Consider the following 12,334-nt stretch of genomic DNA (forward strand, 5'->3'; position numbering starts at 1 on the left):
GGAAGCGCGCATCGCCCGCGCCGTCCTGCCCGCCCAGGCGCCGCGCGCCGAACTGCTGCAGGTCTGGACCGGCAAGTACGACGGCGTGCCGCCGTTCGACAAGGTGACGCCCGCCAAGCTGCGCGAGGCCATGCTGGAAGGCATCGAACTGCAACGCGCCGACATCGCCGCCATCGCCAACAACCCCGAGGCCCCGACCTTCGCCAACACCATGGCGGCGCTGGAGCTGGCCGGAGAGCCGCTGGACCGGGCGTCCAACATCTATGGCGTCATGACCTCCAACATCGGCGGCGAAGCCTATGATGCGGTCGACACCGAACTGTCGCCGCTGCTGTCCGCGGCTTCGGACGAGATCACCTTCAACGAGAAGCTGTTCCAGCGGGTCAAGGCCGTCGCCGACACCGCCGACGCGGCCGGCCTTAGCGCCCAGCAGAAGCGTCTGGCCGAGCGCCGTCGCGACGCCTTCATCCGTTCAGGCGCCAATCTGGACGCAGCCGGCAAGGCCGAGCTGGGCCGGATCAACACCGCCCTGTCCAACGCCTTCACCCGCTTCGGCCAGAAGGTCGTCGCCGACGAGAACGCCTGGACGGTGATCCCGAACGAGGCGGGCCTGTCGGGCCTGCCGGAGTCCAACAAGGCCGCCGCCGCATCGGCCGCGCGCAGCCGCAACATCCAGGGCTGGGCCATTCTGAACACCCGTTCGGCGGTCGATCCCTTCCTGACCTTCGCCGACGACCGGGCCCTGCGCGAACAGGTCTGGAAGAAGTTCGTCAATCGCGGCGACAACGGCGACGCCAACGACACCAACGCCACCATCGCCGAGATCGTGAAGCTGCGCGACCAGCGCGCCAAGCTCCTGGGCTATCGCAACCACGCCGAACTGCGCATGCAGGACACCATGGCCAAGACGCCGGCGGCGGCCGAGGCCCTGATGAACCGCGTCTGGGCCCCGGCCAAGGCCCGCGTCGCCGAGGAGGTCGCCGACATGAAGGCGATCGCCGGGTTCGACATCGAACCGTGGGACTACCTCTATTTCGCCGAGAAGGTCCGCAAGGCCAAGTACGACCTGGATCAGAACCAGCTGAAGCCCTATTTCGAGCTGAACGCGGTGCGCGCCGGCTCCTTTGCCATGGCCGAGCGTCTGTACGGCTTCAAATTCACCAAACTGCCTAAGGGTTCGGTCCCGACCTTCGAGCCGGACGTCGAGGTCTATGAGTTGCACGACAAGGCCACGGGCAAGCTGATCGGCCTCTATTACACCGACGACTACGCCCGTCCGGGCAAGCGTTCGGGCGCCTGGATGACCACCTATCGGTCGTTCTCGCAGTTGGACGGATCGAAGGTGATCCTGGGGTCGAACAACAACAACTTCACCAAGCCCGAGCCGGGCCAGCCGGTCCTGATCTCGCTGGACGACGCCGAGACCCTGTTCCACGAGTTCGGCCACACCCTGCACTATTTCTCGTCGGTGGTGACCTATCCGTCGTTCGGCAATACGCCGCGCGACTTCGTGGAATATCCGTCGCAGGTGCACGAGCACTGGGTGCTGAGCCGCCCGATCCTGGACGGCTATCTGAAACACTATCAGACGGGCCAGGCCATGCCGCAGGCGCTGGTGGACAAGATCGAGGCCGCCGCCACCTTCAACCAGGGCTATGCGACGGTCAGCTATCTGTCTTCGGCCATCGTGGACATGGACCTGCACACCCAGGCCGTGCCGCCGACCGACATCGACGCCTTCGAAAAGGCCAGCCTGGCGCGGATCGGCATGCCCAAGGAGATCGTGATGCGGCACCGCCTGCCGCAGTTCAATCACCTGTTCACCTCGGACGCCTATTCGGCGGGCTACTACAGCTATCTGTGGTCCGAGACGATGGACGCCGACACCTGGGCGTACTTCGAGGAGTCGGGCGACGTGTTCAACCCGGATATCGCCGGCCGCTTCAAGTCGATCATGCTGGCGCCGGGCAACACCACCGACCGCGCCGAAGCCTACCGCGCCTTCCGCGGTCGCGACCCGGACGTGGCGGCCCTGCTGAAGGTGCGGGGCTTCCCCGTTTCCTGATGGGGGCGCCGCCCTTCGGGCGGTCTTTAGCATCGTGAGTTGGACGCCGTCGGACGATCCGTCCGGCGGCGTCCTTTCGTTTCAGGCGTCGAAGGCGACGCGGCCGCGGGCATAGTCGCTCTGGGCGCGGTCGGGCAGAAGCGACAGGGCTTCGTCCCGCACCTTCTGCATGCAGCTCAGCCGTTCGACGGGCTGTCGGCCGGTGCAGAGCGTTCGCGCCACGCGCTGAACCCTGTTGTCGAACGCCGTCGCCCCCGCGCGGCTCGACAGGTCGAGGTCGCCAAAGGGGATGCGGGCTTCGATCGGGGCGGCGGCGGCCGAGCCTGCGGCGAGGACAGCGGCGGTCGTCAGAGAGGCGATCCTGAACATGATCCTGTTTCCATTTTTCCGCCCCTTGTCAGCCGGGGCAGGGAACGGTGAAGCTGGATCGGATCGAAATGGCGAAGCTTCCACGGCGGAAAGACGGCGCATTCATAATTCGACGTCATGACATTTCGGTCAGGTTCGACCGGCAGGGTAGGCGGGTCGGGACGATGCCGGCGCTTCAACTGCGCCGCCGCACCCTTTAAGTCTGAGGTCGATCTTCTACGGAGCGTCCATGCCGGTCGTCGCCTCTTATGTTTATCGTGACGGCCAGCGCGTGCGCGCGGCGCCGTTGACCGCCGAAGGACTGGCGCTGGAGGCAGGCGAGTTCGTCTGGGTCGGTCTGGTCGATCCGACCGACGAAGAGTTCGACGTCCTGGTCCAACGGTTCAAGCTGCACCCCCTGGCGGTCGAGGACGCCCTGGCCGCGCACCAGATGCCCAAGGTCGAGGTCTATGGCCGCGAACTGTTCGTGGTGGCGCGCACGGCGGCGCGGATCGACGAACGGATCAACTATGGCGAGACCCATATCTTCGTCGGCCCGGACCATGTCATCAGCATCCGCCATGGCTCGTCGCGGACCCACGACAGCCTGCGCGCCCAGCTCGAAGCCTCGCCCGACGAGCTGAGGCGCGGGCCGGATTTCGTCCTGCACGGCATTCTGGACTTCATCGTCGACGCCTATACGCCCATCGTCGATGAGTCCGAGGACAGCGTGCTGGAGATGGAGCAGAAGACGCTGGACGCCTTCCTGTCCCGCGCGGAGATCCGGCGCCTGTTCACCCTGCGCCGCGAACTGCTGAAGTTCCGACGGATCCTGGGGCCGATGGAGGAGGTGGCGCGGCGGCTGCAGTCGCTGGACCTGCCCTGTATCGACGTCGATGTCCGACCCTATTTCCGCGACGTCAGCGACCATGTGCAGCGGGTCAACAGCCGGCTGGGCGGGCTGAACGACATTCTGTCGTCGGTGTTCGAGGTCGCCAATCTGCTGGAGCAGCAGCGCCAGGGGGTGATCACCCGCAAATTGGCCTCCTGGGCCGCCATCCTGGCCGTGCCCACCGCCATAGCCGGCATCTACGGCATGAATTTCGAGTTCATGCCCGAACTGCACTGGCGTTACGGCTACCTCGCCGCCCTGGCCCTGATGGGCGCCGTCTGCACGGCCCTGTTCGTCACCTTCAAGAAGACGAAGTGGTTGTAGGACGGTGATCCACCCCACCGTCATCCTCGGGTCAAGGCCCCAGGATGACGCAGAGTGTGAGGGCCTTAACCGCTGTTCCTCAGCCCCGCCGCCACGCCGTTGATGGCCAGCAGAATGCCTTCGCGGACGCGGGGGTCCTCGTCCCCTGCGCGGCGGCGGCGGATCAGTTCGATCTGCACATGGTTCAGCGGCTCGACATAGGGCATCCGAATGCGGATCAGACGGTCCAGCTCGGGCTGGCCGCCCAGCAGGCTGTCATGGCCGTTGATGGCCAGGATGGCGTCATGGGTTCTCTGCCATTCCTCGCGGATTTCGCCATAGATGCGGGCCGCCAGGGAGGCGTCGCCCACCAGGGTCGAATAGCGGCGGGCGATGGTCATGTCGGACTTGGCCATGACCATCTCCATGTTCTGGACCAGGGTCCTGAAGAAGGGCCAGGCCTCGGCCATCGCCTTCAGCTCGGCCATGTCATGCCCCTGAACCGCCGATCCGAACCCGTACCAGCCGGGCAGCATCACCCGGCTCTGCGACCAGCTGAACACCCACGGAATGGCGCGCAGGTCCTCGATCCGCGTCGAGGCCGTCCGCGACGACGGGCGCGAGCCGATCTTCAGGTCGGCGATCTCGGCGATGGGGGTGGCGGCGCGGTAGTAGTCGACGAACCCCTCCGTCTCATAGACCAGCTTGCGATAGGCGGCCATCGACCGCGCCGACAGGTCCGACAGGGTCGCGCCGTGTTCGGCGGTGAAGGCGTGGTCCGTCCCCTGGCCCAGCGAGGCCAGCACCGCGCCGCAGGTCAGGGCGTCCAGATTTCGCAGGGCGATTTCCGGCTCGCCGTATTTGTTGGCGATGACCTCGCCCTGTTCGGTGGTGCGGATGCGCCCCTGAACCGTGCCTTCGGGCTGGGCCAGCACCCCGGCGAAGGCCGAGCCGCCGCCGCGCCCGACCGTGCCGCCGCGCCCGTGGAACAGTTGCAGCTTCAGATCATGGGCTTGCGTCACCTCCACCAGGGCGCGCGACGCCTCGTGCAGCTCCCAGCCCGAGGTCAGATAGGAGCCGTCCTTGTTGGAGTCCGAATAGCCGATCATCACCTCCTGCACCCCGCGCGCCTTGGCCACGGCCAGGGCGGACGGCTCCTGCAACAGACGCTCCAGCGTCGGGCGGGCGGCGCGCAGGTCTTCGATGGTCTCGAACAGGGGCGCGGCCTGGATGGGGCAGGCGGCGGGGTCTTCGGGCCGGTACAGGCCGACCTCCTTCAACAGCAGATAGACTTCCAGCAGGTCGGACGCCGCATCGGTCTTGGACACGATATGGGTGCGGATGGCCTGGGGCCCGAAGGCGGCGAGCGCGGTGGCGGCGGCCTGCAGGATGGCCCGCTCCTTCAGGGTTTCCGGCTCGTAGTCGGCATAGGGGCTGAACAGCAGGCGCGACGAGGCCAGTTCGGCGGCCAGCACCTTCAGACGCCCTTCCTCGTCCAGCGCCAGATAATCGTTCTCGACGCCGGCGACCTTCAGCAGGTCGGCGACGACGCGCTCATGCACGTCGGCGTTCTGGCGCATGTCCAGGGTCGCCATGTGGAAGCCGAACACCTCGACCGCCGTGATCAGGTCGCTGAGGCGGTCGTCGGCGAAGACCCCGCCGTGGTGCGACACCAGGCTGTCGTGCAGGGTCTTCAGATCGGCCTCGAAGGCGTCGGGACCCGAATAGGGTTCGGCCTCGACGGCGGCGCGGCGCGGCGCGGGGGCGTCGCCCAGCTTCCGGTGCGTGGCGGCGAGACGGGCATAGACGCCGGTCAGGGCGCGGCGATAAGGCTCGTCCGCCCGGTGGGGCGAGGGGTCGCGCGCGGCGTCGGCCAGGGCCTGAAGCTCGGGCGACACCTCGGCCAGTTCGGCGGCGAGGCTGAGTTCGGCGCCCAGGGCGTGAACCTCGTCCAGATAGAAGGTCAGCACGGCCCGCGCCTGGGTGCGGAAGGCGGCGGCCATGACCGTGGCGTCTACGTTCGGATTGCCGTCGCGGTCGCCGCCGACCCAGGTGCCGACCCGCATGAAGGGACGAAGGTCCGGCGCGTCCAGCAGGCGCCGCCACGCCGCCAACTGCTTTGGCGCGACGTGCAGGAAGATGCGATCCAGGAAGGAGACGACGGTGTCGATCTCGTCCTGAACCACCAGCCCCTGGGTGCGGACCAGGCGGGTGGCCCACAGAATGACGATCTGGCGACGCAGCGGCTCGGACACGGCGGCCGGGGTACAGGCGTCGCCTGCCTTGTCGCAGGCGTCCAGCAGGTCGCTGATGGCGGCGATGCGGTCGATGACGCTCTTGCGGCGCACCTCGGACGGGTGGGCGGTCAGGACGGGCGAGACCAGCGCTTCACGCAGCAGATCGGTCACCGCCGCCTTGTCCACGTCCTGTTCGGCCAGGCGTTTCAGCGTGCCCTCGGGCGTGTCGAGGCGGGCGCCGGCCTCGGACTGGTCGCGGGCGCGCCTGCGGGTGGCGCGATCCTCGGCGATATTGGCCAGCAGGGAAAACAGGGCGAAACTGTGCGCCAGCCCCGCCGCCTGATCCACCGTCATGGCCGTCAGCAGCTTCTCCAGCCGCTTGGCCGGATGCGAGGCCGGATCGCGGTGATAGGCGATGGAGGCCTGGCGCACGGCCTCGACATGCTCGTACAGGGCCTCGCCGCCCTCCTTGCGGATCACCTCGCCCAGAATGCCGCCCAACAGACGGACTTCATCGCGCATGGCGTCGTCGGCGGCGGGGCTCATCATTGCGTAATCCAGGGTTCAGGCGGGGAGATGCGCATGTGAAGTATGCCAAACCGCATCGTCAACGCACGAACCGTGTCAAAGGCCAAAACCGTACGATCATGGTGAACCGGCCGTTAGGGTTTCTTAACCGGCGCGCGGCGATGATGGGGCGTAGGAGTCCAGATCGGTCCCGCCCGTGCCCATGTTCGCAAAACGCCAGTCCGCCCTCGCCGCCGCCGCCGGAGCCGCTCCGCGTGTCAAAGACGGCGCTGGGCTCAAGCCCGTCGTGGAGGCGCTGAGGAAGCCGCCGGTCGCGGCGGGTCTGGCGGGCCTGTTGCTGGTGGGCGCCGGCGCCCTGTTCCTGACCGTGCTGGGCGACCCCAATGCGGGCGTGCCCTCGGCCCATGTGGCGCTGGAGCGCGACAAGCCCGCCCCCGCCGCCCCGGCCCCCAGCGGGTTCGAGGCCTTTTCCATGGGGGCTATGGGGCTTTATCAGACTCTGGCGGGCGGCGGCGATCCGGCGGCGAACGGCGAGGCGGTCATCACCCTGCCGGACGGCGGCAGCGTGTCGGGGGCCGCGCCGGCCGCCTATACGGCGCCGGTCCATGCCGCCTCGCCCTTGGTCAAGGCGCCGATCGCGGGCCTGTCCCAGCCCGGATCGAACGGTCCCCTGCCGATGATCGCCCCGGACGGCCGCGTGCCGGCCCAGGCCTACGCCCGGCCGTTCCGCCCGAACGGCAAGCCGCGCGTGGCCCTGATCGTGGGCGGGCTGGGGCTGAACGCGGTGACGACCCGCGCCGCCATCGAACGCCTGCCGCCGGAAGTGACGCTCAGCTTCGTGCCCTATGCGGAGAACCTGCAATCCTGGATCGACCAGGCGCGGGCGCAGGGCCACGAGGTCATGCTGGAAATGCCGATGGAGCCGACCGGCTATCCCGACAACGACCCCGGTCCCTATACGCTGCTGGCCGATGGGGGCGCCGACGACGTGGCGGCCAAGATGGACTGGCTGCTGAGCCGCGCGACCGGCTATTTCGGCGTGACCAACTATCTGGGCGACCGTTTCGCAAGTTCCGACACGGGCATGAACGCCTTCCTGACGGTCCTGCGTCAGAAGGGCGTGGCCTTCCTGGACGACGGGTCGTTCCAGCGTCGGCCCGGCGCCTGGTCGCGGGCCAGCGCCGACCGCATCATCGACCGCACCCAGTCCCCCGCCGCCATCATCGCCGCCTTGAACGGGCTGGAGGCCCAGGCCAAGCTGCGCGGCTCGGCGCTGGGAACCGGCTTCAGCTATCCGGTGACGGTCGAGGCCGCCGCCCGCTGGACCGCCGGCCTGGACCAGCGCGGCCTGCAACTGGCCCCCGCCTCGGCCATGTCGATGCGGCCGGGGCGGTGATCAGGTTTTGGGTGAGGCGTGCTAGTGAGCGAGCAGTGAGCCAGATGCGCCTTCGCTCACCCCTTGCTCACTAGCACGCCTCACCAAGAATCCATGACCGACCTCACCCTCTACCGCCCCAACGTCGGGGTCGTGCTGTTCAATCGCGACGGCCGCGTCTGGTATGGCCGTCGCCACGCCACGCCCGGCCCCTACAACTGGCAGTTCCCGCAAGGCGGTGTGGACGAGGGCGAGGATCTGGAGGCGGCGGCGCGACGAGAGCTGCACGAGGAGACGGGCGTCACCTCGGTCGAGCTGCTGGACCGGACGGCGGACTGGATCCTGTACGACTTCCCGCCCGAAGCCATGAACAACGCCAAGGCCTGGCGCGGCTTCAAGGGCCAGAAGCAGCAGTGGTTTGCCTTCCGCTTCACCGGCGAGGAGACCGAGATCGATCTGGCCGCCGAAAAGGACGTGGAGTTCGACGCCTGGCGCTGGGGCGATCTGTCGGAAGCCTGCGACCTGATCGTGCCGTTCAAACGCTCGGCCTATGAACAGGTCGTGGCCGCCTTCGCCCATCTGGCGGCATAAGAAAAAGGGCGGCGCGAACGCCGCCCTCTCCGTAGTCTACCGTAAGACGGCTCAGGCCGCCTCGGCCTTGCCCTCGATCAGGGTCGAGCCGGCGCCGATTTCGATACGGCGGGGCTTCAACGCCTCGGGCAGTTCGCGCTTCAGCGAAATCGACAGCAGGCCGTTGACCAGATTGGCGTCGGTGACGACGACATAGTCGGCCAGCTGGAACCGGCGTTCGAAGTCGCGCTCGGCCAGGCCGCGATGCAGATAGGTCTTCTGCGGGGCGGCGTCGTCGTTGGCGGTCTTGCGGCCGGTCACGGTCAGCAGGTTTTCCTTCACCTCGATGTTCAGTTCATCGGTGGTGAAACCCGCGACGGCGATTTCGATGCGATAGGCGTTCTCGCCGGTCGTTTCGATATTGTAGGGGGGATAGCCGGTGTCCTGGCCAGTCGCGCGCGAGGCGCTTTCCAGCAGATTGGCCAGACGGTCGAAGCCGACGGCCGAACGGTACAGCGGCGAGAAATCATAGGTACGCATCAGCATCCTCCTGAGGATCAGCAAGGTTAAGCCGCCCGGCGGTTTGGCCCGGACGGCAGGCGATCAGATCGACGACCCGAAACCGGCGCCGTCAGTCTGGAGAGCCCGAAATCGGCGCCCTCGACGGATCAGATGGGAACCCCGAATGCGGCGTCAAGGGGCGGGGGCGACAGGCTGCGACCGATCGTCGGCGTCGCGCCATCGTCATTTGCGTCGGGGGCCGGGCGGCCTATGGAGAAGCGACCTTTAGAGCAGGATCGTCCGCCCATGCGTCTCGCCGCCCTCAGCCTTTTCGCCCTTGCGGCGGCCGCCGCGCCCGTGACGGCCCAGACCGCGCCGCCCGCGTCCCAGACCGAGAGCGCCTGGACGCCGCCGCGTTCGGCCCTGTCCAGCGCCATGCCGACCTTCGCCGAGGACACGGCGCTTCAGACCGCCGTCGCCGCCGAGACCCGGCCCGCCGCCGACCGGGCGCGCGACGTCTATCGCCACCCCTACGAGGCCCTGACCTTCTGGGGGCTGACGCCCGGCATGACGGTGGTGGAGATCGAGCCGGGCGGCGCCAGCTGGTGGCGTCACATCCTGGAGCCCTATGCGGCCGCGACGGGCGGGCGCTATGTTCCCGTCAACAAGCCGCTGGACGGCATGGGCGTGGCGGACGGCCAGGCCGACTTCATCCTGGTGGCGCGTGCTTTCCACAACTGGGCGCGCGACGGCCGCACCCAGCCCTATCTGCAGGCCTTCTTCAAGGCGCTGAAGCCCGGCGGCGTTCTGGCCGTCGAACAGCATCGCAGCGCCGAGGGGCTGAACGCCGCCGAGGTCGCCTCCACCGGCTATGTGCCCGAAAGCTATGTGATCCACGAGGCCCGCAACGCCGGGTTCGTGCTGGAGGCGCGCAGCGAGCTGAACGCCAATCCCAAGGACGATCACGACCATCCGTTCGGCGTCTGGACCCTGCCGCCCATTCGCCAGTCGGCGGCCCGAAACGATCCGTCCGGCCGGACCCTGACGGCCGATGAACGCGCCGCCTTCGACGCGATCGGCGAAAGCGACCGGATGACCCTGCGATTCCGCAAGCCGGAATAGGCCGTTCCGTTTTGACCCGGCCCGCGAACCCGATTAAGCCCGATCCGCCGGGTGTGTCGGGCGCGGGGCCGCACCCTTGCGGGAGTATGGAATGGCGGAAGGTCAGGCGATGGGGCGCGGCGTGTCGCGTCGGTTCCTGCTGGGCGGCGCGACCGTCCTGGCGCTGACCGGCATGGCCGCCTGCGGTCGCAAGGACGAGTCAAAGGCGCCCGCCGCGCCGAACGCCCCGCCCGCCCCCTCAGGCCCGCCCGAGGGATCGCTGGAATGGGCGGTCCAGGGATCGTGGCGCTCGGCCCAGGACAAGGCCCGCGACGCCTTCCGCCACCCGATGGAGACGCTGCGCTTCTACGGGCTTCAGCCCAAGATGGCCGTGGTCGAGTTCTGGCCCGGCGGCGGCTGGTACACCGAAATCCTGGCCCCCTATCTGTCCAGGGGCGGCGGCGCCTATACAGCGGCCCTGTTCCCCGAAGGACCGACGGCCGATCCGGCCCAGGCGGTGCTGAACGCCGCCTTCCGCACCCGCTTCTCCAGCGACAAGAAACTGTATGGCGAGCCGCAGTTCAGCGTGTTCGGCGCCGCCTCAGGGCCGGTGACGGCGCCCGGCACGGCGGACCTGTGCCTGTTCATGCGCACCCTGCATGGCTGGATGGCGGCGGGGATCGCCGAAAAGGCCTTCGCCGACGCCTTCGCGGCGCTGCGGCCCGGCGGCGTTCTGGGTGTCGAACAACATCGCCTGGCCCCGGCGCAGGATCAGGATCCAGTCGCGGCCAACGGCTATGTTCAGGAAGCCTTCGTTCGCCAGCTGGCCGCAGAGGCCGGCTTCGTCTTTGTCGAGGCGTCCGAGATCAACGCCAATCCGAAGGACACCAAGGATCATCCGTTCGGGGTCGACACCCTGGCGCCGACCCGCCTGACCGCGCCGCGCGGACAACCGGCCGATCCGACCTTCGACCGGACCAAATACGAGGCGATCGGCGAGAGCGATCGCATGACCTTGAAGTTCAGGAAGCCCGAGTGAACCGCGCCCAAGCCTTCGCCGCCAACGCCCCCCTGATGGGGGTGCCCGGCGCCTATCCGCCCCCTGGCGGCAAGGGGGACTGGTTCCGGGGCGCGGGCGGGATGCGCCTGCGCGCCGGCCTGTGGACGCCGTCGCACCTCAGCGCGGACAAGGTGCGCGGCACGGTGGTCCTGAGCCCCGGCCGCACCGAGCCGATCGAGAAATACTATGAAGTCATCGGCAACTTCCTGGCGCGGGGCTGGTGCGTCCTGACCCATGACTGGCGCGGCCAGGGCCTGTCCGCCCGCCTGCTGCCCGACCGACTGAAGGGCCACGCCCGGGCGGTCGAGGAGTTTCTGGACGACTACAATCGCCTGTTGAACACCTATGAGGCCCAGTGTCCCAAACCGTGGATCATGGTGGGCCATTCGATGGGCGCCTGCCTGAACCTGCTGACGCTGGAAGGCGGCGAGGAGCGGTTCGCGGGCGCGGTCCTGTCCAGCCCCATGCTGCGTATCAAGACCGGCAAGCGGTCGATGTGGTCGGTCAAGCTGGTGGTGCGCTGGAACATCCGTCACGGTCAGGCGGGCGACTACATCCTGGGCGACCCGGACGATCCGTTCGACCACAACTTCGCCGAGGACGCCCTGACCTCGGACGCCAGCCGCTACGAGATGTGGCGTCAGCAACTGTTCGCCTGCCCGCACCTAGCCATCGGCGGTCCGACCTATGGCTGGCTGGCCTTTGCGCTGGACGCCGGCGAGCGGGCCCTGAAGCCCAAGGCGCTGAAGGCGGTCAGGGTCCCGGTGGCCATCGTCCAGGCCGACGCCGACGACGTGGTGTGGAAACAGACCACCCGCTGGGCCGCCAAACGCCTGCCGCGCGGCCGCTATGTCGAGGTCGCCGGCGCCAAGCACGAGGTCATCATGGAGGCCGACGATATGCGCGCGGTCTTTCTGGCGGAGTTCGACGCCATGGCCGATCTGGTGTCGCCGACGACGGATACGGCGGTCGCCCCCTCGGCGCGGACCGTGGATGTCACAGCCGACGAACCGTCCGTGGCCTGACGAACCGTGTCGCCTGGAGCAATCGGCGTTTGAGGTGATGCGGGCCTGAAAGGCGTTCATCACAACGGACACAGCGAGGTCACGACGACCACGACGAGACCAAACCCGTGTCGGCTTCCAAGTCTCCACCAGCCATTATCAATCTGCGGCTTCGCCGCCGCAGGCCCTCAATACCCGCCAGACCGGATCACGTCCCCCCTGTGTTCGCCGTGACTTCGCTGTGTCCGTTGTGACGACTCCCTATGCGTTGCAGGACCAACTCGACCGCCGAATGCTCTAGGTTCTGTGGACACTTATCGCATCCATAAGATGGTTGCGGCGAGGTGCAG

General features: G+C 68.0%; 10 protein-coding genes. 7 read left to right on the top strand and 3 right to left on the bottom strand.

What is annotated here, in order from left to right; translation table 11 throughout:
- Positions 1-2,065 (top strand): M3 family metallopeptidase (locus tag RTU05_RS13895; RefSeq protein WP_312598951.1); only part of this gene is annotated, 2,065 nt, incomplete at its 5' end.
- Between the two features lie 81 nt (positions 2,066-2,146).
- Here the strand turns inward: RTU05_RS13895 and RTU05_RS13900 are convergent.
- Positions 2,147-2,434, bottom strand: a complete 288-nt coding sequence (locus RTU05_RS13900) for a UrcA family protein (RefSeq protein WP_312598952.1) — start codon at positions 2,432-2,434, stop codon at positions 2,147-2,149.
- Between the two features lie 229 nt (positions 2,435-2,663).
- Here RTU05_RS13900 and RTU05_RS13905 point away from each other — a divergent pair, with 229 nt between their 5' ends.
- Complete coding sequence (locus tag RTU05_RS13905; protein ID WP_312598953.1) at positions 2,664-3,629, top strand: magnesium and cobalt transport protein CorA; 966 nt, start codon at positions 2,664-2,666, stop codon at positions 3,627-3,629.
- Between the two features lie 65 nt (positions 3,630-3,694).
- Here the strand turns inward: RTU05_RS13905 and ppc are convergent, their stop codons facing one another.
- Positions 3,695-6,391: a phosphoenolpyruvate carboxylase gene (gene ppc, locus RTU05_RS13910; protein WP_312598954.1), complete on the bottom strand. Its 2,697-nt coding sequence runs from the start codon at positions 6,389-6,391 to the stop codon at positions 3,695-3,697.
- A 184-nt stretch (positions 6,392-6,575) separates the two neighbouring features.
- Here ppc and RTU05_RS13915 point away from each other — a divergent pair, with 184 nt between their 5' ends.
- Both RTU05_RS13915 and RTU05_RS13920 read left to right on the top strand, forming a co-directional pair.
- Entirely contained in the window at positions 6,576-7,769 is a 1,194-nt protein-coding gene (locus RTU05_RS13915) for a divergent polysaccharide deacetylase family protein (RefSeq protein ID WP_312598960.1), read from the top strand.
- 93 nt (positions 7,770-7,862) lie between these two features.
- Complete coding sequence (locus tag RTU05_RS13920; RefSeq protein ID WP_312598955.1) at positions 7,863-8,339, top strand: RNA pyrophosphohydrolase; 477 nt, start codon at positions 7,863-7,865, stop codon at positions 8,337-8,339.
- A 51-nt stretch (positions 8,340-8,390) separates the two neighbouring features.
- Here RTU05_RS13920 and RTU05_RS13925 read toward each other — a convergent pair whose 3' ends face one another.
- Positions 8,391-8,858, bottom strand: coding sequence for an Hsp20 family protein (locus tag RTU05_RS13925; protein WP_312598956.1), 468 nt, complete (start codon positions 8,856-8,858; stop codon positions 8,391-8,393).
- Between the two features lie 267 nt (positions 8,859-9,125).
- Here RTU05_RS13925 and RTU05_RS13930 point away from each other — a divergent pair, with 267 nt between their 5' ends.
- The 3 genes from RTU05_RS13930 (at position 9,126) to RTU05_RS13940 (ending at position 12,005) form a co-directional block, all read left to right on the top strand.
- Entirely contained in the window at positions 9,126-9,941 is an 816-nt protein-coding gene (locus tag RTU05_RS13930; protein ID WP_312598957.1) for a methyltransferase, read from the top strand.
- Positions 9,942-10,032: 91 nt separating this feature from the next.
- Positions 10,033-10,959 carry a methyltransferase gene (locus tag RTU05_RS13935; RefSeq protein ID WP_312598958.1) on the top strand — a complete coding sequence of 309 codons (927 nt, stop codon included), beginning with the start codon at positions 10,033-10,035 and terminating at the stop codon, positions 10,957-10,959.
- Positions 10,956-12,005, top strand: a complete 1,050-nt coding sequence (locus RTU05_RS13940) for an alpha/beta hydrolase (protein ID WP_312598959.1) — start codon at positions 10,956-10,958, stop codon at positions 12,003-12,005. Before RTU05_RS13935 ends, RTU05_RS13940 begins: the two co-directional genes overlap by 4 nt.
- The last annotated feature ends 329 nt before the right edge of the window (positions 12,006-12,334 follow it).

The organism is Brevundimonas sp. (genome assembly GCF_032017145.1).
Classification (GTDB): domain Bacteria; phylum Pseudomonadota; class Alphaproteobacteria; order Caulobacterales; family Caulobacteraceae; genus Brevundimonas.

Bases quoted from the DNA above. Each gene is read 5' to 3' on its own strand.
- RTU05_RS13900 (WP_312598952.1), bottom strand. From the start codon at position 2,434: ATGTTCAGGATCGCCTCTCTGACGACCGCCGCTGTCCTCGCCGCAGGC.
- RTU05_RS13905 (WP_312598953.1), top strand. From the start codon at position 2,664: ATGCCGGTCGTCGCCTCTTATGTTTATCGTGACGGCCAGCGCGTGCGC.
- ppc (WP_312598954.1), bottom strand. From the start codon at position 6,391: ATGAGCCCCGCCGCCGACGACGCCATGCGCGATGAAGTCCGTCTGTTG.
- RTU05_RS13915 (WP_312598960.1), top strand. From the start codon at position 6,576: ATGTTCGCAAAACGCCAGTCCGCCCTCGCCGCCGCCGCCGGAGCCGCT.
- RTU05_RS13920 (WP_312598955.1), top strand. From the start codon at position 7,863: ATGACCGACCTCACCCTCTACCGCCCCAACGTCGGGGTCGTGCTGTTC.
- RTU05_RS13925 (WP_312598956.1), bottom strand. From the start codon at position 8,858: ATGCGTACCTATGATTTCTCGCCGCTGTACCGTTCGGCCGTCGGCTTC.
- RTU05_RS13930 (WP_312598957.1), top strand. From the start codon at position 9,126: ATGCGTCTCGCCGCCCTCAGCCTTTTCGCCCTTGCGGCGGCCGCCGCG.
- RTU05_RS13935 (WP_312598958.1), top strand. From the start codon at position 10,033: ATGGCGGAAGGTCAGGCGATGGGGCGCGGCGTGTCGCGTCGGTTCCTG.